The 19572-nt window shown below is 69.6% G+C and carries 15 protein-coding genes, 3 pseudogenes and 1 riboswitch; of the genes and pseudogenes, 9 read left to right on the forward strand and 9 right to left on the reverse strand.

From position 1 onward, the window contains the following. The first annotated feature begins 19 nt into the window (after positions 1–19). Genes ACHMW8_RS08425 through ACHMW8_RS08435 form a run of 3 tightly spaced genes read left to right on the forward strand, consistent with a single transcriptional unit; the run spans position 20 to position 2590 of the window. The gene (locus tag ACHMW8_RS08425) at positions 20–1339 is read left to right on the forward strand and encodes an MFS transporter (RefSeq protein ID WP_395445256.1); all 1320 of its coding nucleotides are present in this window, start codon (positions 20–22) and stop codon (positions 1337–1339) included. A gap of 37 nt (positions 1340–1376) precedes the next feature. Next, a complete protein-coding gene (locus tag ACHMW8_RS08430) occupies positions 1377–1787 on the forward strand; it encodes a hypothetical protein (protein ID WP_395445257.1) in 411 nt (136 codons plus the stop codon). A gap of 53 nt (positions 1788–1840) precedes the next feature. After that, positions 1841–2590 carry a DUF418 domain-containing protein gene (locus tag ACHMW8_RS08435; RefSeq protein ID WP_395445258.1) on the forward strand — a complete coding sequence of 250 codons (750 nt, stop codon included), beginning with the start codon at positions 1841–1843 and terminating at the stop codon, positions 2588–2590. On the opposite strand, the gene ACHMW8_RS08440 is transcribed toward ACHMW8_RS08435, so the two are convergent. Both ACHMW8_RS08440 and purH read right to left on the reverse strand, forming a co-directional pair. Next, the gene (locus tag ACHMW8_RS08440; protein ID WP_125157259.1) at positions 2557–3309 is read right to left on the reverse strand and encodes a dienelactone hydrolase family protein; all 753 of its coding nucleotides are present in this window, start codon (positions 3307–3309) and stop codon (positions 2557–2559) included. The two genes, ACHMW8_RS08435 and ACHMW8_RS08440, sit on opposite strands and share 34 nt — an antisense overlap. 17 nt (positions 3310–3326) lie before the next feature. Continuing rightward, positions 3327–4917: pseudogene (purH, locus tag ACHMW8_RS08445) on the reverse strand (bifunctional phosphoribosylaminoimidazolecarboxamide formyltransferase/IMP cyclohydrolase). A gap of 25 nt (positions 4918–4942) precedes the next feature. Continuing rightward, positions 4943–5023: riboswitch (ZMP/ZTP riboswitch) on the reverse strand. Positions 5024–5852: 829 nt separating this feature from the next. Here purH and ACHMW8_RS08450 point away from each other — a divergent pair. Further along, positions 5853–6200 carry a DUF559 domain-containing protein gene (locus ACHMW8_RS08450; protein WP_395445259.1) on the forward strand — a complete coding sequence of 116 codons (348 nt, stop codon included), beginning with the start codon at positions 5853–5855 and terminating at the stop codon, positions 6198–6200. 855 nt (positions 6201–7055) lie between these two features. On the opposite strand, the gene ACHMW8_RS08455 is transcribed toward ACHMW8_RS08450, so the two are convergent. From ACHMW8_RS08455 to ACHMW8_RS08475, 5 genes and pseudogenes are all read right to left on the reverse strand, one after another. Then, on the reverse strand, positions 7056–7901 hold the full coding sequence (locus ACHMW8_RS08455) for a ParA family protein (protein WP_395445260.1): 846 nt from the start codon (positions 7899–7901) through the stop codon (positions 7056–7058). A gap of 125 nt (positions 7902–8026) precedes the next feature. Next, positions 8027–8332, reverse strand: coding sequence for a hypothetical protein (locus ACHMW8_RS08460; RefSeq protein ID WP_395445261.1), 306 nt, complete (start codon positions 8330–8332; stop codon positions 8027–8029). A 5-nt stretch (positions 8333–8337) separates the two neighbouring features. Beyond that, positions 8338–10073 (reverse strand): annotated as a pseudogene (locus ACHMW8_RS08465) (heparinase II/III family protein). Between the two features lie 9 nt (positions 10074–10082). Next, positions 10083–10742 (reverse strand): ribulose-phosphate 3-epimerase, encoded by a 660-nt coding sequence (gene rpe, locus ACHMW8_RS08470; RefSeq protein WP_395445262.1) that lies wholly within the window; start codon positions 10740–10742, stop codon positions 10083–10085. Positions 10743–10779: 37 nt separating this feature from the next. Further along, positions 10780–12060, reverse strand: a complete 1281-nt coding sequence (locus ACHMW8_RS08475) for an RsmB/NOP family class I SAM-dependent RNA methyltransferase (protein ID WP_395445263.1) — start codon at positions 12058–12060, stop codon at positions 10780–10782. Between the two features lie 92 nt (positions 12061–12152). On the opposite strand from ACHMW8_RS08475, the gene ACHMW8_RS08480 reads away from it, so the two are divergent. From ACHMW8_RS08480 to ggt, 4 genes and pseudogenes are all read left to right on the forward strand, one after another. Next, positions 12153–12386, forward strand: coding sequence for a DUF1674 domain-containing protein (locus tag ACHMW8_RS08480; protein ID WP_395445264.1), 234 nt, complete (start codon positions 12153–12155; stop codon positions 12384–12386). A 38-nt stretch (positions 12387–12424) separates the two neighbouring features. Then, a complete protein-coding gene (locus ACHMW8_RS08485) occupies positions 12425–12856 on the forward strand; it encodes an ester cyclase (RefSeq protein WP_395445265.1) in 432 nt (143 codons plus the stop codon). A 402-nt stretch (positions 12857–13258) separates the two neighbouring features. Further along, a complete protein-coding gene (locus ACHMW8_RS08490) occupies positions 13259–15970 on the forward strand; it encodes a DUF2339 domain-containing protein (RefSeq protein ID WP_395445266.1) in 2712 nt (903 codons plus the stop codon). A 64-nt stretch (positions 15971–16034) separates the two neighbouring features. Next, a pseudogene (ggt, locus tag ACHMW8_RS08495) lies at positions 16035–17733 on the forward strand (gamma-glutamyltransferase). Here ggt and ACHMW8_RS08500 read toward each other — a convergent pair. Together ACHMW8_RS08500 and pyrF are read right to left on the reverse strand one after the other, a co-directional pair. Then, on the reverse strand, positions 17734–18051 hold the full coding sequence (locus ACHMW8_RS08500; RefSeq protein WP_395445926.1) for a low molecular weight protein tyrosine phosphatase family protein: 318 nt from the start codon (positions 18049–18051) through the stop codon (positions 17734–17736). Positions 18052–18061: 10 nt separating this feature from the next. Next, positions 18062–18763, reverse strand: coding sequence for an orotidine-5'-phosphate decarboxylase (gene pyrF, locus ACHMW8_RS08505; protein ID WP_395445267.1), 702 nt, complete (start codon positions 18761–18763; stop codon positions 18062–18064). A gap of 86 nt (positions 18764–18849) precedes the next feature. Here pyrF and ACHMW8_RS08510 point away from each other — a divergent pair, with 86 nt between their 5' ends. Further along, complete coding sequence (locus ACHMW8_RS08510; RefSeq protein ID WP_125157248.1) at positions 18850–19545, forward strand: MarC family protein; 696 nt, start codon at positions 18850–18852, stop codon at positions 19543–19545. Positions 19546–19572: the final 27 nt, after the last annotated feature.

Below are 19572 nucleotides of genomic sequence, written 5' to 3' on the forward strand. Positions count from 1 at the left end.
GGTGGAGAGGGGACCCCGAATGGACCAGGGCGATCGTCGGCGTTTGGCCTGGACCCTCTATGAGTGGGCCCAGCAGCCGTATTGGGCGCTGATCGCGACCTTCATCTTCACACCCTATTTCGCGTCCGGCTTCGTCGGCGACGCCGTCCGGGGGCAGAGCCTGCTGGGCTATGCCGGGGTGGTGTCGGGCCTGGCCATCGCCATCCTGAGCCCTCTGCTCGGGGCGACGCTGGACGCCCGCCGCAATCCGCGCGCCTGGCTGGTGGGGCTGGCCTTTCCGTTCGTGATCGCCAGCGCCGCCCTGTGGTGGGCCGCGCCCGGCGAGACGGCCCGCGTCCCGCTGATCCTGGCCTGCCTGGTCATCGCCGGCGTCGCGGCCGAACTGGGCGTGACGGTGATGAACGCCCTGCTGCCGGTGGTGGCCAAGCCAGGCCAGATCGGACGGCTGTCCGGCACCGCCTGGGCCATGGCCTATGTCGGGGCGCTGATCACCCTGTTCATCGTGCTCCTCTGCTTCTCCCTGCCCAAGGTCCCGATGCTGGGCTTGTCGAAGGCCCTGCATGAGCCGGATCGCATCGTCGGACCGCTGGTGGCCGTATGGTTCCTGGCCTTCGCCTGGCCCCTGATGCTGACCGCGCCCAAGCCGTCGGAAGGCGCTGGCGAGAAGCCTCTGGCCGAGCTGTGGGCGACGATCCGCGGCCTGCCCCGCCGACCGCACATGCTGAAGTTCCTGATCGGCCGCATGCTGCTGGGCGACGGCATCTCCAGCTTCATCGCCTTCGGCGGAGTGCTGGCGGCGGGCCTGTTCGGGTGGACGACGACGCAGCTGGGGCTCTACGCGATCATGCTGTCGGTCGCGGCCGGCGTCGGCACCTTCATCGGCGGGCGGGTCGACCAGAAGATCGGATCCAAGGCCACCGTGCTGATCGCCACCGGCGTGATCCTGTTCGGCGCCACGGGCGTGGGGATGGTCGGCCGGGAGACGATCTTCTTCCTCTTTCCGGTCACGCCGGCCCAGGCCGATGAGGCTCTGTTCTCCAGCGCGCCAGAGCGGATGTTCCTGTTCTTCAGCCTGTTCGTCGGCCTCACCTTCGGCCCCGCGCAGTCCAGCCTCCGCGCCTGGATGGCCGAGCTGGCCCCGGCGGGCGAGACCGGGCGGTGGTTCGGGCTCTATGCGCTGTCGGGCAAGGCCACGGCGTTCCTGGCCCCGCTGGTCATCGCCGTCGGCACCCGCTTGGCCGGCGACCAGCGGATCGCCGTCGTGGTCTCGGCGGGGTTCATGGCGCTGGGCGCCGTCGTTCTCGCCAGCGCCCCCAGACGCGCCCCGGTTGTCGGCTGACGCGGAACACGGCACGCTCCCGCCCGAGGGGGAGCTCATGACCAAGGATCGCATCGTTCTGCTCGACTCGCTGAGAGGCCTCGGCGTTCTGGGCATCCTGCTGTGCAACATGCCGGACTTCGCGGTGGCTCCGCCGCTGTCGGAGTCGGTGGTCAACTGGCCGCACGGGACGGGGCCGGCGACGCTGGGCGTCTGGGCGCTCACCCAGTGGCTGTTCCAGCGCAAGTTCGTCACCCTGTTCGCCATGCTGTTCGGCGTGTCGATCTTCCTCGTCGGCGGCGAGCGGTCGGACCTGGAGCGTGGCGCGATCCTGCGGAAGCGCCTGGCCTGGATGGTCGTCTTCGGCCTTCTGCACGGCTTCGCCATCTGGTTCGGCGACGTGCTGCTGAGCTACGCCCTGGCCGGCTTCGCGGTGATGCTGACCCGGTCCTGGGCGCCCGGAAGCTGATCCGCACCGGGGTCACCATCTGGGTCGTCTTCTCGCTGCTGATGGTGGCCGGCATGACCGCCGCCATCGTCATGCAGCACGATCCCGCCCAGGCCACGCTGGAGACCGCCAAGGCTGTCGCCAAGTCGAAGGCCGCCGAGGTCCAGTACGGCGGGACCTTCCTGCAGTCGCTGATCCAGAACGCCAAGGACCGGCTGGGCTACCTGTCGGGCGAGCCGTTCATCTTCGTCATGACCTCGGCCCTGATGATGATCGGCCTGGGCTGCTTCAAGCTGGGCGTGCTGACCGGGGAGGCGAGCAAGCGGACCTATGCGACCCTGGTCGCCGTCGGCCTGACCGCCTCGGCGGCGGTCGGCGGCATGGTGGTCGCCCAGGTCCTGCTGGGCCTGCCGCGGCCGCTGTCGATGATCTTCCAGGCCGTGCAGTGGATGACCGCGCCGCTGACGACCCTGGCCTATGTCGGCCTGATGGTGTTCGCCGCCCGCTCGAAGGGCGCGTGGAGCGCCATCCCCAAGGCGCTGGCGCCGGTCGGGCAGATGGCGTTCACCAACTATCTGACCCAGTCGTTGATCATGACCTCCATCTTCTACGGCGGCCGGGGCCTGGCCTTGCACGGCAAGGTCGACCGGCCCCTGCTGGCGGCCCTGACCGTGGCGACCTGGACCGTCCAGATCCTGTGGTCGCGCTGGTGGATGGACCGGTTCGAGATGGGGCCGCTGGAGTGGGTCTGGCGGCGCCTCTATCGCGGTCCGACCCGCCTGCGCCGGGCTCAGCCGCAGGCCGTCAGCGCTCTGGCGAAATAGGTCTGCATCTCCTGAAAGAGGTCGGGCCGGTAGCGGGCCCGGGGATCGTTGGCCTTGTCGTCGTCGAAGGCGTGGGTGGCGTCGTCGAACATCACGCGATCCACGCTGAGACCGTCCTGGGCCAGGCGGTCCAGCGCCCGGGCCGGCAGCTTCCAGCCGACCACGGCGTCCTTGCCGGCCAGCACCGACCAGACCGGCGGCGCGCCCTCGCCCCAGCCGTGCCGCGAGGTCAGGGAGGGATAGCCGGCGTAAGGATAGACCAGCAGCGCCCCGCGCACCCGCTGGCGCAGCCGGGCCGGATCGGCGTCCGCCAGTTTCGTCGCCCGCGCCGCATTGTCGCCGATCGCGTAGCTGTCCATGATCGTCCAGCCGCCATGGCTCCAGCCGGCCAGGAAGACGTGCGCCGGATCGGCCCAGCTCTGCGTCTCCAGCCAGGCCAGCATGGCGAAGATGTCGGCCGCGCGGGTGATGCCGCGCAGCGCCACGCCGGTGCAGACGAACAGCTTGGCGTCCAGCGAGGACATGCCGCGCGGCTTCAGGCTGTCGACCACGACCGCCGCCCAGCCCGCCGCCACGGCGGCCCGGGCGTAGGTCTCGAGGAACGGCGTCTTGCCGCCGCAGCCGTGCAGGATCAGCGCCACCGGAAACGGTCCCGGACCGGCGGGCTTGAACACCCGCGAGTGCTTGGCGACCTTCTCGCCCCAGGCGGCGCTGTCCATCAAAGCCTCATCAGTCGTTAGTGCCGGAACACTCGCACGCCGGTGAAGGCCATAGTGAGGCCAAGCTTGTCGGCCGCCTCGATCACTTCGCCATCGCGCATCGAGCCGCCCGGCTGGATGATCGCCGTCGCCCCGGCTTCCGCCGCCTGGATCAGGCCGTCGGCGAACGGGAAGAAGGCTTCCGAGGCGCAGGCGCACCCACGGAGGTCCAGGCCGAAATCAGCGGCCCGAAGGGCCGCGATCCGGGCCGAGTCCTTGCGGTTCATCTGGCCGGCCCCGACGCCCAGGGTCTGGCCGGCGCGGGCGTAGACGATGGCGTTGGACTTGACGTGCTTGCCCACCGTGAAGGCGAACAGCATGTCGCGGATCTCGTCCTCGGTCGGCTGGCGCTGGGTCACGATCTTCAGGTCCGAGGCCGTGATCCGTGCGTCGTCGCGGGACTGCACCAGGAAGCCGCCGGCCACGCTCTTGAACGTGTCGCCGGTCGACAGCGGGTCGGGCAGGCCGCCGGTGACCAGCAGGCGCAGGTTCTTCTTGGCCGCGAAGACGGCGACGGCGTCGTCGTCGGCTTCCGGCGCGATGACCACCTCGGTGAAGATCTCGACCATGGCCTCGGCCGCCTCGCGGGTCAGGCGCGAGTTCACGGCCACGATGCCGCCGAAGGCCGAGGTCGGGTCGCAGGCCAGGGCCCGCTCATAGGCCTCGCGCTGGCTGCCGCCGACCGCCACGCCGCACGGATTGGCGTGCTTGATGATCGCCACGGCCGGGCCCTGGGCCGGGTCGAACTCGGCGATCAGCTCGAAGGCCGCGTCGGTGTCGTTGATGTTGTTGTAGCTGAGTTCCTTGCCCTGCCAGCTGGCGGGCCGTGGCCACGCCCGGACGCGGGTTCGGGAAGGTGTAGAAGGCCGCCTTCTGGTGCGGATTCTCGCCATAGCGCATGGTCTGGCGCAACTCGCCGGCGATCGACTTGCGGGCTGGGAAGTCCTGACCCAGCGCGGCCGCGAACCAGGCCGAGATCGCCGCGTCATAGGCCGCCGTGCGGGCATAGGCCCGGGCCGCCAGCCGCTGGCGCAGCTCCAGCGTCGTCCCGCCGGCCTTCAGGGCCTCCAGCACCTCGGCCAGATCGGCCGGGTCGGTGCAGACGGCGACATAGCCGTGGTTCTTGGCCGCCGAGCGGATCATGGCCGGGCCGCCGATGTCGATGTTCTCGACGCACTCGGCGTAGCTGCCGCCCTTCGCGACGGTCGCCTCGAACGGATAGAGGTTCACATAGAGGATATCGATGCCGCCGATGCCGTGGTCGGCCATGGCCTTGGCGTGCTCGGGCGCATCCCGAACGCCCAGCAGACCGCCGTGCACCACCGGGTGCAGGGTCTTGACCCGGCCGTCCATCATCTCGGGGAAGCCCGTCAGGTCCGAGACGTCCTTGACGGGGATCCCGGCCGCGGCGATCGCGGCCTTGGTGCCGCCGGTCGAGACCAGCTCGACGCCGGCGGCGTGCAGCACCTGGGCGGCCTCGACCAGGCCGGTCTTGTCGGAGACCGAAAGCAGGGCGCGCTTGGGGGCGACGAGATCGGGGGCGGACGGATAATCGGGGGCGGCGGGCACGGCGGACTCCTCTGGTGTGTTGCAGATCTGGAGCCCAGGCGCGCGGCTTATGAGGTTCGCGCTCCCCGGTGGTTTCCCACCTTCAACGCCAGTCACGCGAACGGGCCGGAAAATACGGGGGACGGCGGGGGAGTCAATGCGGCGGCGTACTTGCCCCCTCCGCGCTGACGCGCTCCTCCCCCGGAGGGGAAGAAGGATCGCGGATCACCTTCCGCCCCCTCCGGGGGCGGACGACCGCGCGGCGGTCAGGTGGGGGGCAAGGGGGATCGGCTTCACGCGGCGCGGCCGCTGAAGGCATGTGGGGAGGCGACGGAGCGGCCGGGCGAACCCGGAGACCGTGAGGTTTGTTTGTGTTTCGGCTCGCTTGACCGCTCCGCCAGGTTGTTCTTGCCCGTGAGGATGGGGGGCGTGAGCGTCTTTCAGCTCGGGACCCCACTAGCCCCCGGACGGGCGCGGACCAAGTCGATCGGCTACATCCGTCTCGACCCCGACGATCCACGATAGGCGGCTTGTACGATCACCGCCCTGTCGCTCCGCTGATGGTTTTGGCCCCGGACGGCTCCGTCACCCGTACGCGCTCCTAAAGAGTAAGCCGCACGATCTGACGACACCGCCGGGAACCGCCAGCGGCCCCGCTCAACCTATCCCCGCCGCCGTTTTGGGCCGGATCCAAACGCCCTCCCCGCGACGGGGATGGCTTTGAGTATCGCGGCGGATTCAACGCGGATCATTCAGGGGCGCGAAAAATCGACAAACTATTGATTTCGTGGGATTCGGAGCCGCGAACGCCGGGGATACAGCCCCCTCAATCCCCTCTCTCTTAGAGAGAGGGAGGGGCCCATCGCGCCGCGATGGGAGGGTGAGAGGCCGCACCGACCGGAAAATCCGGATTCCTTCCGTTGAACGCCGCCGGCGTCGGGGACCATCCTTCGCGTATGGACCGGATCGCCACCGCCCGCCGACTCCGCCGCGACCAGACCCTGGCCGAAAGGACGTTCTGGGCGATGGTTCGCAACCGCCGCCTGGGCGGGTTCCGCTTCCTGCGTCAGCATCCGATCGACCGCTACTTCGCCGACTTCGTCTGCCAGCGCGGCAGGCTGATCGTCGAGCTGGACGGCGTCGCCCACGAGGGCCGCGAGGCGTATGACGCCCAGCGCACCGAGACACTGAGGCGGTTCGGCTACAGGGTGCTGAGATTTCCCAATACCCGGGTCCTGACCGACCCGGGCGGCGTCGCCGACGAGATCCTGGCCGCGCTCGGGGCGACGGGATCGGGCACCTAACCCCCTCTCTCCTCGAGAGAGGGAGGGGCCCACGCCGACGGCGTGGGAGGGTGAGAGGTTGGGGCCTACGGGATCATCGCGGCGATGGGGGAGAGGGCTCTCACCCTCCCACCGCTGCGCGGCGGGCCCCTCCCTCTCTCAGGGAGAGAGGGGTTTTGGGGGCGACCCGCGCCCTTGGTCAGGACGCCTTCCGCCCCGGAAGAGCGCCCCCTTACATCTCACGGCGAGACGATCGCAGGGCTGTCCAGGTCACTCAAGGACCGCTCTCCGAGCGGCCGCGCACGGCGGCGAAGCCGTCCTTGACTGACCTGGACAGCCCTGCACGCTGCAGCCTCCAAGAGATTTAAGGCGGGCTCTGGCCGAGCAATCAGGACTTAACGATCAGATCACTCCAGGCCTTAAGGGCCGATTCCGACCTGTTCTCGGATCTGCTGATACGAAGCAAATTTTGGCGGTCTATACTTGGTATTTGCTCCAGCTTGCTAGCGATCCGCCGCACCATGGAAGCTCGACTCGGAGGCTTTTGAGGTAGCTTCACGCCGAGGATTTCGCCGTAAGCTCGCAATTCTCGCGAAGAAGAGAGTATTTCACCCCTCATGGCGGATCTCGCAAAGCTAGCGATGTCGGGGTCCGGATATTCGAAATTATCGGATTGCAGGGTGTCTGAATGAACTTGCGTTGCCCCCCTAGAGGGCTTTCCGGAGCGAGATGCTGCGGCCGCCGCTCGAGCTAGAGCGATTGGCTTCTGAAGTAGCTCTCCTGATTCAATAAGCCTGAAAGCTTCTTGAATGTCCCTTTCGCTATGCGACTGGAAGATGCCCAGAAGCTCCATGGCCAATTTTTTCGCTTTTGTAGTCATAGACTTATCCGACGGGCGAAAGCATCGCTGAAGCTGGCGACGAGTGATGAAACCGAGGAACGAGCATAGGACGTTCTGAATATAGGGCTACCCTCTCTAGCCCCCTTAGGAAAGGATCTCGAATAGGGGATTTCTTCATCGAAAACATGCCACCCGAAGGTCGCAGCTAGGCTGCGTACTTCATCTTTCGATCGGGATTCCTCAGGCGAGTAGTCTGAGCACATGTTGAATCCAATGCCGCAAACCTCAAGTTGTTTCCTATAGGAATTCTCAAAATCGCCCAAAGATTGTCGAATTAGTGGAAGGCCGATTGTGGAAAGGAATTCAGGCTTTACGGGGACCAGAATTTTATCTGCGGTTAGATAGGCAGCTGCCGTCAAAACAGATTCTGTTGGCGCGCAATCTACAAGTATAAGGTCGTAGTTGTCTTCTACATCAGCAATAAAATTAGATAACAAGTGTTCTTTTTGGCTGGGATTTTTTAGAGTAAAGCTGAGCTCAAGTTGAGATGGAAGAAGGTCTACCTTTCCTTCGCTTCCGATGAAATTTGCAACATTGATTATAGCGTTTGATAGAGTCCTACCAGATGCTCTGAGGCCTGGCGCTCTGGATTGTTGCTCAAATATATCCCATATTGTTGGCGAATTATTCGTTATAATTTCTCTCTGATAACGTGAAACTCCTAGCATGTACTGGCTAGAATTAAACTGGGGATCGAGATCAACTAATAGGACTCGCTTTCTCCATCTCAGCATAGCCGAGAAATGCCAGGCGAGATTGGTGCATAGCGTGCTCTTGCCCACGCCACCCTTCATGTTGATGACTGCGACTTTGATGGCCAAAATGTCCCCTCCCTTGAATGGTCAAGTTTCAATGATGGGACTCTCTCGAGGCGCTATCAAGGATAACAACGCCTCTTTTGCGTGCAAAGTGATGTCGGCGGTTTCGCATTACCGGTCGACCGACCTTAGGAGCGCCCCCAGCGCCCTGACCCCCCCACCCGCGCCACCACCGCCCGAAACACCATCGCCATCTCGATATGCGTCTGCACGTACCCCCGCTCGAACAGGTACGTCAGCATCCGGTCGTAGGCGTCGTCATAGTCCCCCGACGCCACGCTCCCGGGCACAAGCGCCTCGCGTTCCAGCACCGCCAGGATCTCCGGCGCGTCCGCCGTCAGGGCGGCGACAACCTCGGACACCTCGTCGGCCGTGTACTCGGGCGCCTGTCGCGCCCGGCCCGGGTCGATCGGCGGCCTGCGCTCGAAGCCCATCGGCCCTAGCCCTCCGCCCGGGTCAGTTTCCAGCGGATTTTTGCCCCGACCTCCGGGCGCACCTGGCTCTTCAGCACGATCTGGCCGGCCTTGCGGGCCAGGCCGTGGTCGAAGTGGGCGGTGGGGGCGATCTCGACGTCGACGGCGTCGTTGCGCAGCCACCAGCCGATGTTGCTGGGGCCCCGGATCAGCACGCTCTTGCCGTCGCGGGCGATCGAGGCGCGGGCCTCGGGGTGCAGGTGGAAGCGCACCGCGAAGGGCAGGTAGCGGCGGGGGCCGTCCGCCGCGCCGGGCGCGGCGGCGAAGGGGGTCAGGCTGTCCTCGCCGCGCAGCTCGTCATTGACCGCGTCGAGGAACAGGCGGCGGGCGTGCTGCAGGCCCGCATGGCGCCAGCCGTCGTGGACGATGTCCAGCCACACCCCGCCGACGTCGTCGTGGCGCTTGGCCTCGACCGCCTGGGCGCCGTCGACCAGCCAGGGGCCTAGGGCGCGGGCCTTGAAGCCCGACAGCGGCCGGCCGGCCGAGCCGTCGCCGACCGAGACCGTGGAGGCCGCGTCCGAGAGGCGGAAGGCGTCTGGCGCCGGCGGCCTCGGGGCTCCAGCCGCAGCTGGTGATCAGGCGGTCCTTGGCGCAGACGATCTCGACGGCGGCTGGCTGGGCGCAGGCCGCGACGCTCAAGGGTCCGGCCGGGGGCGGGCCGCAGTCGGCGATCAGCTCGATGCTGCCCCCCACCATCCGGTGATAGCCGCTGTGTGGCGCGGCGTTCAGCGGGCGCGGGCCGGCGTCGTCATGGGCCAGGGCGGCGGCGATGCGGCGGGCGCGATCGCCTCGCCGCCGTGGAAGGCCGCCAGATGGCCGTCGCCCAGGGTGAAGAACCGCGTGGCGGTCGACAGGCGGTCGATGGCGCGGGACAGGGCCTCGGGGCTGGGCCGGCCGCGCTGGCCCAGGGCGTCGTCCAGGGTCAGCAGGTCGAACAGCAGCTCGACCCCGGCCTCGGGCGAGCGCGTGGCGTGGCCGCCGTCGGCCAGCACCATGCGGTCGAGGTGGCGGGACAGGGCCTTCAGGCCCTTGTCGATCAGCCGCTCGCCGGACTTGCCGGCCAGGACGCAGCCGGCGACGGTGGCGACGGCGGCGCGCTCCAGGGCCCGTTCGGGGGCGCTGTTCAACTCGACCAGGTGGCGGGCCTGACGGGCCAGGTCGCGGGTCAGGTCGGCGATCTCGGCGTCGCTGCCCTCGGCGGCCAGGGTCTTGGCGGCGCAGGCCAGGTGGAAGACCCGGCGCTCCAGGCACTCGGGCGACCACGAGAAGGCGTTCCACTTGCCGAACACGCGGCGCCAGTCGTCGATCAGGCGCAGGGACCGGCGGGCGCCGTCCGAGCCGGCGGCGGCCAGGTCCGGCAGCCAGTCGAAGCGGTGCAGGCTGACGGCGAAGCGGCGCGAGGGGCTGGCGGTGTCGAACGGGTCGCCGTCGAGGGCCAGGCGCAGGGCGGCCCCGTCCAGGGCCAGGGCGCCGGTCAGGATCTTGCGGCCATGCTCGGGGATCGACCGGGGCGCGGGTCGTGCGGCCGGGCGGCCAGGCCCTCGGGGCGCGGGAAGGCGATCAGCAGCCGATGCGGGCCCGAGCCGTACCACTCGCGGGCGACATGGCTGGCCAGCTCCGCGCCGACGGCTTTCCACAGGACGCCGCCGCCGCGTGAAGAGGCGGGGACCTTCGAGCCGCTGGCGGAACGCTTGACGGCCATGGTCTGGGGTCAGCCGCCCTTCAGCGCGCGGATGTTGTCGGCATAGGCGCCGGGGCCGCCCTTGAACACCGCCGAGCCGGCGACCAGGGCGGTGGCCCCCGCCGCGACGCATTGCGGGGCGGTGACCGGGGTGACGCCGCCGTCGACCTCGATGATGATGTCCAGGCCGGCCTTGTCCACCAGCTTGCGCAGGGCCTCGACCTTGCGCAGCTGGCCGGGGATGAAGCTCTGGCCGCCGAAGCCGGGATTGACCGACATGACCAGCAGCAGGTCGACGTCCTCCAGGATCCACTCGACATGGTCGAGGCCCGTCGACGGGTTGAACACCACGCCGGCCTTGGCCCCCAGCTCGCGGATGCGCTTGAGGCTGCGGTGCAGGTGCGGGCCGGCTTCCGGGTGGATGCTGATCAGGTCCGCGCCAGCGGCGCGGAAGGCTTCCAGGTACGGGTCGGCCGGGCTGATCATCAGGTGGACGTCGAAGGGGATCGTCGCGTGCGGCCGGATGGCTTTGACGATGTCGGGGCCCAGCGTGATGTTGGGCACGAAGTGGCCGTCCATCACGTCGACATGCACCCAGTCGGCGCCGGCCGCCTCGATGGCGGCGACTTCCTCGCCCAGCTTGGCGAAGTCGGAGGCGAGGATGGAGGGGGCGATCAGCGGCGCGGTCATGGTCCTGGGATAACCGCGTCGCGCCGTCCTGTCAGCCCTAGAGCTTCCTGAACCTTGCGGCGAAGAAGCCGTCCTGGCCGCCGTCGCGGTGATGCGGCAGCAGGCGCAGGGTCCCGCGCGCGGTCAGGCTGGCCTCCGGGGAGCCACCTTCGCCGGGCTGGATCGGCTCCAGAACCATGTCCTGGCGGCGCGCCAGGAAGGCCTCGACCTGGGCCTCGCCCTCCTCCGGCTCCAGCGAGCAGACGGTGTAGACGAGGCGCCCGCCGGGCTCGAGGCGGTCGGCGGCGCTGTCGAGAATCTTCGCCTGCACGCCGGCCAGGCTGGCGACGTCGCCGGGGCGGGCGGCCCACAGCACGTCCGGATGCCGGCGGAACGTGCCGGTGGCGCTGCACGGGGCGTCCAGCAGGATGGCGTCGAAGGTCCGGTCGTCCGCCCAGACGGCCGCGTCGGCGGCGACGATCTCGGCGGTCAGGCCCATCCGATCCAGGTTCTCGGCCACGCGCTTGAGCCTCGCGGCCGAGCGGTCCAGGGCCACGACGCTTGCGCCGGCCGCGGCCAGCTGCAGGGTCTTGCCGCCGGGCGCGGCGCAGAGGTCGAGCACGCGGTCGCCGGCCTTGACGTCCAGCAGGCGAGCGGGAACGGCGGCGGCGGCGTCCTGCACCCACCAGGTCCCGTCGTCGAAACCCGGCCAGGCGGCGACATCGCCCTTGCGGCGCACGCGCAGGGTTCCGCCGTCCAGGCGCTCGGCCTCCAGCGCCTCGGCCAAGGCGGCCGCGTCGGCGGAGGGCTTCAGGGACAGGTCGGTGGCCGGCTCGATGGCGATCTGGGCGGCGATCTCGCGGGCCGTGGCCTCGCCGAACGCGGCCACCCAGCGCGAATAGAGCCAGGGCGGGGCCAGCAGGGTCGGGTCCTTGGCCGGCTCGCCGTCGCGCAGCAGGCCGCGCAGCACGGCGTTGACCAGGCCCTTGAACGGGCGGCTGGTCTTGTTGGCCCCGGCCAGCTCGACCGAGGTGGCCACGGCGGCGAAGGCCGGGACCTCCAGATAGAAGGCCTGGGCCGCGCCGAGGCGCAGCAGATGCATAACCCGGTCCGGCGGCGCCTTCTGCAGCTTGGCGGCCAGGGCGCGGTCGATGGGGCCGAGGTGGCGCAGCACGGCCATGGCCAGGGCGCGCGCGAAGGCCCGCTCACGCGGCTCCAGGAAGCGGAAACCGTTGGCGGAGGCGGCTTCGTCGATGCCGCCGCGGCGCGAGAGGGCCGCGTCGATAAGGTTCAGGGCGGCTTCCCGGGCGGGGAGGCCGTCGTTCAGTTCTTGAGTCACCGTCTCGCCGTGCCCCAAAGGCGAGGGCGAGCGCAAGCGTCTTGCGGAAAAATCGCGCGGCGATGCGGACGAAAAATGCTGAGAATCCGCCCATGTCAGAGCCCGTTGACGCGTCCCCATCGCCTGAAATCGCCCCCTCGGACGTCCCCGGCGCCGCGCCGGGCAAGCCTCTGAGCCCCGCCGCCCGCCGCGCGCTGGAGGAGGCCGCCGAGCGCCGCGCCGCCGAGCACGCCGCCGCCCTGCCGCCGGAAAAGGGCGGTCGCGAAGGCCCCGAGCCCACGCGCTTCGGCGACTGGGAGAAGAAGGGCGTGGCGGTCGACTTCTGAGGCTGGCAGGCTCCTCCGAAACAAAGGGAGCGAAAGTCTTGGAAGACCTTGCCGAACGCCGCATCCAGGCGGTGCGCGACCACATGGCGCTGGAGTGCGTCCATGACTGGGACGGGGTGATCGCCACCTTCGAGCATCCGCGCTACGAGATGCACGGCGGCGGCGCGGTGTTCGACGGCGAGGCCGCCGTACGCGGCTATTTCGCCGCCTCGCGCACGCCGTTCCCCGACCAGGGCAACGAGATCATCGCCATCGCCCACGCCGGCGACACGGTGCTGGTCGAGTTCTGGCTGACCGGCACCCATCTGGGGCCGCTGAAGATCCCCGGGCGCACGGTCGAACCGACCGGCAAGGCCTTCCGCATCCGCATGGCCGCCAGCTTCGAATTCGCGCCGGGCAGCGACAAGATCGTCTGCGAGCGGCCCTATTACGACCAGTTCGCGGTGCTGCGGGCGCTGGAGCTGGGATGACGGCGCGGCCTGCGACTTAAGGTTTCATTGCGCGCCATCCTCGCATACCAAGGCGGGGCCGCTGAAATTCGCCGGACGGGACGCACGACATGGAATGGCTGGTGATCCTGGCTCTGGGAGTCTGGGTCTATCGACAGGGCCAGAAGATCCGGAAGCTCGAGCGACGGCTGGACGCGGCCGACGCGTCGCGACGCATGGCCCCCGAGCTCGCCCCGCCGTTCCCCGAAAGCGCGGGGATCGCCGAGCCGATCGCGGCGCGCCCGCCCGAGCTCGCGCCGGACCCCGCGCCCGTCTACGTCCCCGAGCCCGCGGCGGTCCGCGCGCGCGCCGGAACCGGCTTTCGCTTCGCCCTCGCCGCCGCCCCCTCGCGTTCCGCCGCCACCGGCGATCAACCGCGAGTCGGTGTCGACCTGGCTGTCGGAGAACGGCCTGGCCTGGATCGGCGGCGGCGGGCTGGCGCTGGGCGGTCTGCTGCTGGTGGCCTATGCCGCGCAGCGCGGACTGTTCGTTCCCGAGCTCCGCATCGCCCTGGCCGTCATCCTGGGCGCGGCGATGCTGGGGGCCAGCGAGTGGATCCTGCGCCAGAGACCGTCGATCGCCGGCGGTCGCCACCTGCTGGCCGCCGCCGTCTCGGCCGGGGCCGGGGCGGTCACCCTTTACGGCGCCGTCTGCGCGGCCCACGGGCTGTATCACCTGATGCCGCTCGGCGCGGCCGCCGTCCTGGCCGCGGGCGTCTCCCTGGGCCTGCTGGCCCTGTCCCCGCGACACGGCGAGCCCCTGGCCCTTGTGGCGATCGTCGGCGCCGTGCTGACGCCGGCCTTCACCGGCCTGCCCGGCTGGTCGCCGCTGGCCTTGACGCTTTACGCGGCGCTGATCGGCGCGACGGGCTTTTCGATCTCTGCGCTGCGCCGCTGGGGCAAGGCGGGCGCCGCCACGATCATCGGCCTGCTGCTGCTCAGCGGGGTCCCGGTGGGCCAACACCAGACCCTTCCGGCGGTGATCATCCAGATCCTGGCCGCCGCCGGGCCGTTCGCCGCGACGCTGTGGCGACGCCGCTTCCGTCGCGACGACGCGGGAGATGCGGCCGGCGACGATTTCGGAGGCCTGCCCGCCCTGGCGCTGGTGCTGGTCAGCCTGGCGTCGTTCGGCCCCTGGTTCTCGGCCCCGGTCGGGTCGGGACACCTGCCGACCGCCATCCTGCTGTCGGGGTTTCTGATCGTCCTGGCGGCGGTCATGGCGAGCCGCGACATGATCCGGCCTGGCCTGTTCGCCTTGCCCGTCGGCATGGCGATCTTCTGCCAGCTCGTGGCCATGGCCATCGCCGTTCGCGCCCCCGCCTTCGCCGCGCAGCTGCCGTGGCAGCACGCTCTGACCGCCCTGATCCCGGCGGTCACGCTCTGGCTGGCGCTGGACCGGCCCGCCGTGGAGCGCACCCGCGTCCTGGCCATCGGCGGCATCGGCGTGGCCGTCCTGGCCAGCCTGACCTGGCCGATCCTGCATGCGGCGAAGATCGGCTTCGGCTGGGCGCCCGCCGCGATCCTGGCGGCGGCCCTGTTCGGCGCGGCGGCCCTGATCGCGCGCCGGGTGGAACAGGCCTCGACGGATCGAGGCTTGGCGCTGTGGCTGGCGGCGGCGGCCGAGATGGCCTTCCTGGCCGCGCACGCCGCCGTCGCGCCACGCTTCGAGCCCGCCGCCTTCGGCCTGGCGGCGCTCGCCCTGGCCGTCGCCGCCTGGCGTCTGCCCTGGCGAGGCCTGGCCCCCGCCAGCGTGGTGGGCGGCCTGATCGCCTTCATCGCCATGCTGCGGCCGGAGGTCATCGGCGCGGCCCTGGACGGCCGCCTGCCGCTGGCGACCCTGCTGGCCGTCAGCGCCGTGGCGGCCGGGCTGCTGGCGGTCTCCTCCACTCTGATCTGGAAGGGCGGCGGCGGGAGCGTCCGCAACGAGGTCGAGGCCCAAGGCGCGACCAGCCTGCTGATCGTGCTTCTGGCGCTGTTCACGGCCCTGCATGTCGTGCTGTCGGGACCACGAGACCGGGGTGTCGACAGCCTGCTGGAAGCCTCGCTGCGAACCCTGATGCTGCTGAGCACGGGCCTGCTGCTGGTGCTGCGCCAGCGCCCCGACGAGGGCCCGATCGCGCGCTGGCGCGCGCTGATCGTGGTCAGCCTGGGCGTCGCGCACGGCGTCCTGCTGCAAGGCCTGGCCTGGAACCCGTGGTGGGGCGCGGGCGAGCCGGTCGCCGGACCGCCGATGCTGAACACCCTGATCCTGTCCTATCTGGCGCCGGCGGGTCTGCTGGCGGCCATCGTCTGGCGGCGGAGGCCGGCGGACGATCGCTGGACGAAGACCTGGGTGCTGGCCGTCCCGTTCTTCGCCCTCCTGTGGGCCCTGCTGGCGCTGCGCCACCTCTTCCACGGCGCCGCCATGGGCTACGCGGCGATCGGCCGGGCCGAGGGCGCGGCCTATGCGGTCCTCGCCCTGATCGCCGCCTATCAATTGCGCTCACCCAGCATGGCCGGACGCTCCAGCACGGCCTGGCTGGCGGGGATCGCGCCGGTGTTCGGCTGGCTGGCGCTGATCGTCGCCGGCCTGGTGTTCGGCGTCCGCGCCAGTCCCTGGTGGGGGCCGATGGCCGAACCGTTGGCGCCGGCCGGCGCCGCGCTGCTGCTGTTCTGCCTCTATGGCCTGGGCGCGGCGGCGATGCTCCGCCTGCGGCGCGGAGACGGACCGTTCGACCGGACCGCCCTGGCCGGCGCGGTCGGAACCCTGTTCGTGCTGCTGACCCTGCTGATCCGCTACGCCTTCCACGGCGCCGACATGCGCGCGCCCACGGGCGGCGAGGGCCTGGAGACCTGGACCTTCTCGGCGCTCTGGGCGGTGTTCGGTCTGGCCGTCCTCAGCCTGGGCGCGGCGCGCAAGGACATCGTCCTGCGGTGGGCGGGCCTGGCGGCCCTGCTGTTCACGGCGGCCAAGGTCGTGCTGTTCGACCTGGCGCGGCTGGAAGGCGTCACGCGGGCGGCCTCGTTCCTGGCCGTCGGGGCGCTGTTCGTGGGCGGCGCCCTGCTGGCGCGGCGCCTGAACGCCGGGCGTCGTCCGGCGGAGGACCTGGAGACCTAGTCAAGGGCCATTGTTCCCCGAACGGTATCGGCTAGCGTGGCCTGATCATCGCCGGAGACATCCCTTGCGCCTGCTCGCCAAGATCGTCGCGATCGCCCTGCTGCTGCTGGCCCCGCCCGCGCTCGCCAAGCCCGCCAAGCCCGCCAAGCCCGCCAAGCCCGTCGCCGTGCTCGCCGCCGGGGCCGTGGCCGCGCCGGACCGCTACGGGGCGCTGGCGGCGGAGGAGATCCTCAAGGCGGGCGGCAACGCGGTCGACGCGGCTGTGGCGACCGGCTTCGCCCTGGCCGTCACCTATCCCGAGGCCGGCAACCTGGGCGGCGGCGGGTTCATGACGCTGTATGTGGGCGGCAAGCCCTACTTCCTCGAACTACCGGGAGACGGCGCCGGCGGCGGCTTCGGCCGACATGTACCTGGGCAAGGATGGCGAGCCGGTCGAAGGCCTGTCCCTGTACGGCAATCTCGCGTCCGGCACGCCCGGCACGGTGCGGGGTCTGGCCATGGCCCACAAGCGGTTCGGCAAGCTGTCCTGGGCGCGGGTCCTGGCGCCGGCCATCCGCTACGCCCGCGACGGCTTCACGGTGAACGCCCAGTTCTCCGGCATGCTGGCCGGCGAGGTCCCGCCGCAGTTCAAGGGCACGAACTTCCGGACCTATTTCGGCTCGCACAAGGCCGGGACGCTGTTCAAGCAGCCGGACCTGGCCGCCACCCTGGAGCGGATCGCCCGAGGCGGCGACAAGGCGTTCTACGAGGGCGAGACCGCCGACCTGATCGTCGCCCAGATGGGGCGCGGTCCGGTCAAGGGCCTGATCACCAAGGCCGACCTCGCCGGCTACAAGGCCGTCTGGCGCGCGCCGGTCACCGCCAAGTGGCGCGGCTATGACGTCATCACCGCCCCGCCGCCCAGCTCGGGCGGGATCGCGCTGATGCAAATGCTGTTGATGAAGCAGGACCTGGCCCCAAGCTTCAAGGGCGTGGGCCTCAATGATCCCCAGTACGTCCACCTGCTGGCGGAGATCGAAAAGCGCGTCTACGCCGACCGCGCGGAATATCTGGGCGACCCCGACTTCGTGAAGGTCCCGGTGTCCAACCTGATCGACCCCGCCTATGTCGCCCGGCGCGCCCGCGAGGTCGATCCGGACAGGCCCTCGCCGACCAAGGCGGTGGTCCCGGGCCTGGAGAAGCCGCAGACCACCCACTATTCGATCGTCGACAAGTGGGGCAACGCTGTCTCCAACACCTACACGCTGAACGGCTGGTTCGGGTCGGGCGTGGTGGTCGAGGGGGCGGGCTTCATCCTCAACGACGAGATGGACGACTTCTCGGCCAAGCCCGGCGCGCCCAACATGTTCGGCGTGGTCGGCGGGACCGCCAACGCGATCGCGCCCCACAAGCGGCCCCTGTCGTCGATGACCCCGACGATCCTGGTCAAGGACGGCAAGCCGGCCATGGTCATCGGCACGCCCGGCGGCTCGCGGATCTTCACCTGGGTGTTCCAGGTGCTGGCCAATGTCTATGACCACGGCCTGACCCTGAAGGCCGCCCAGAAGGCGCCGCGCTTCCACCACCAGCTGCTGCCCGAGAATGTGATCTTCTACGAGCCGTCCGCTCCGCCCTCCGCCGCCCTGAAGACGGCGCTGGAGGCGCGTGGCTACAAGTGGCTCGAGGACTTCAGCGGCGACATGGAGGCGATCCAGGTGGTGGGCAGGACGCCGGTTCCGGAGGCGGATCCCCGGGCCCGCGGCGTGGCGCTGGTGGTGAAATAGCTAGCGACGCAGGAACGGCGGGACCTTCGCCTCCAGGATCCGCACAAGTTCAGGATCCATGAATTCGTAGTCGTCGGGGATGCCCAGCACGATCACGCGGGCGTTCTTCAGGTGCGGCTTGAAGCGGCGCGACAGCTTGTTGCGGTGCGCATGCTCCATGACCAGCACGAGGTTGGCCCATTCCAGGTCCTCAGGCGTCACCGGGTTGCCGCAGCTGTCGTCGAGACCGGCGGAACTGACCTCGATCCCTGGCCAATTGGCGAACACCTGCTCGGCCGTGGGGCTGCGCAGCTTGTTCTGACTGCAGACGAAGAGCACGTTCAAGCGATCAGATCCCTTGAATCTCCGCGACCACCTTCAGCGCCGCTTCGCGCGGGTCGTTGGCCGCGGTGATCGGACGGCCGCAGACCAGGTGGCTGGCGCCGGCGCGGATGGCGGCCTCGGGGGTGGCGGCGCGGGCCTGGTCGTTCTTGGCCGACCAGAAGGGGCGCACGCCGGGGGTGACGATCAGGAAGTCCGGACGGCCCGATTCCTTGGCGATCTCGCGGGCCAGGGCGGCTTCGTGAGGCGAAGAGACGATGCCGTCGACGCCGCACTCAATGGCCTGGCGCACGCGGCGCTCGACCAGGTCGCGGGCCCCGAAGGCGTAGCCCATCTCGATCAGGTCGGCGTCGGTCAGGCTGGTCAGCACCGTCACCGCCAGGATCTTCAGCGAGGAGTCGCCCCGCGCCTTGACGGCCGCATTCATCACCTGCGGCTCGGCGTGGACGGTCAGCAGGTCGCAGCCGCTGGTCGCCAAGACCCGCGCCGAGCGCTCCACGGTCGCGCCGATGTCGTGCAGCTTCCAATCGAGGAAGATCGACTTGCCCGAGGCCTTCAGCTCATGGGCCAGGGTCATGCCGTCGCTGGCCAGCAGCTCCAGGCCGATCTTGTAGAACGACACCGCGTCGCCCAGGCGCTGGACCATGTCGCGGGCGTCGTCGACGGTGGGCAGGTCCAGCGGAACGATCAGGCGCGGATCGGCGGTCATGTCTTGCCCCCAGGGGTTGGCGCGCGGGAGCGTTCGCCCTAGGACAGGACGAGAACCGGGCGCTTTGATAAAGGTAAGGACGTCGAATGACCGAGGCCAAACTCGCCGTCAACTTCTTCGTCGCGTTGTTCGCCCTGATCGACCCGATCGGCAACGTGCCCTTGTTCGCCGCCGCCACCCTGGGCGCGGCCGCCGCGGGCCGGCGGATGGTGGCCGTCTATATCGGCCTGTTCGTCGCGGCGTTCCTGATCTTCTTCTTCTTCACGGGCGTGGGTCTGCTGGCGTTCTTCGGCATCTCGATGCCGGCGTTCCGGATCGCCGGCGGCGTCATCCTGTTCATTCTCGGGCTGGACATGCTGCGCGACGACTTCACCACCATGTTCGCCGACGCGGCCGAGGGCGTCGAGGGCCAGTCGGCGCGGGTCTACGCCCGCAAGCGCTTCGAGCGCCTGATCGTGCCGTTCGCCATGCCCTTGCTGATCGGTCCGGGCGCGATCTCGACCGTCATCATCTACGCCGCCGAGGCCAAGCCGTTCGGCTGGGCGGGCCTGGGCCTGGGCGTGGCGGTGATCTCGGCGGTGTCGCTGGTGATGGTGGCGGTGTTCTGGGCCGCGCCGCTGATCAGCCGGATCCTGGGCCGCATCGGCATGAGCATCGTGGTGCGGGTCCTGGGCCTGATCCTCTGCGCCCTGGCGGTGCAGTTCGTGCTGATCGGCGTGGGCGACGCCACGCGCGGCCTGGTGCGTCCGGACGCCCAGACGCCCTACGCGACCGCTAAGTAGCCGCGCGGTCTGGACAGCCTCGGCCGC

The organism is Caulobacter sp. UC70_42 (assembly GCF_044056025.1).
GTDB lineage: Bacteria > Pseudomonadota > Alphaproteobacteria > Caulobacterales > Caulobacteraceae > Caulobacter.

Excerpts from the sequence above, each read along its gene's own strand:
- ACHMW8_RS08425 (WP_395445256.1), top strand. The coding sequence starts at position 20 with ATGGACCAGGGCGATCGTCGGCGTTTGGCCTGGACCCTCTATGAGTGG.
- ACHMW8_RS08430 (WP_395445257.1), top strand. The coding sequence starts at position 1,377 with ATGACCAAGGATCGCATCGTTCTGCTCGACTCGCTGAGAGGCCTCGGC.
- ACHMW8_RS08435 (WP_395445258.1), top strand. The coding sequence starts at position 1,841 with ATGACCGCCGCCATCGTCATGCAGCACGATCCCGCCCAGGCCACGCTG.
- ACHMW8_RS08440 (WP_125157259.1), bottom strand. The coding sequence starts at position 3,309 with ATGGACAGCGCCGCCTGGGGCGAGAAGGTCGCCAAGCACTCGCGGGTG.
- ACHMW8_RS08450 (WP_395445259.1), top strand. The coding sequence starts at position 5,853 with ATGGACCGGATCGCCACCGCCCGCCGACTCCGCCGCGACCAGACCCTG.
- ACHMW8_RS08460 (WP_395445261.1), bottom strand. The coding sequence starts at position 8,332 with ATGGGCTTCGAGCGCAGGCCGCCGATCGACCCGGGCCGGGCGCGACAG.
- rpe (WP_395445262.1), bottom strand. The coding sequence starts at position 10,742 with ATGACCGCGCCGCTGATCGCCCCCTCCATCCTCGCCTCCGACTTCGCC.
- ACHMW8_RS08480 (WP_395445264.1), top strand. The coding sequence starts at position 12,153 with ATGTCAGAGCCCGTTGACGCGTCCCCATCGCCTGAAATCGCCCCCTCG.
- pyrF (WP_395445267.1), bottom strand. The coding sequence starts at position 18,763 with ATGACCGCCGATCCGCGCCTGATCGTTCCGCTGGACCTGCCCACCGTC.
- ACHMW8_RS08510 (WP_125157248.1), top strand. The coding sequence starts at position 18,850 with ATGACCGAGGCCAAACTCGCCGTCAACTTCTTCGTCGCGTTGTTCGCC.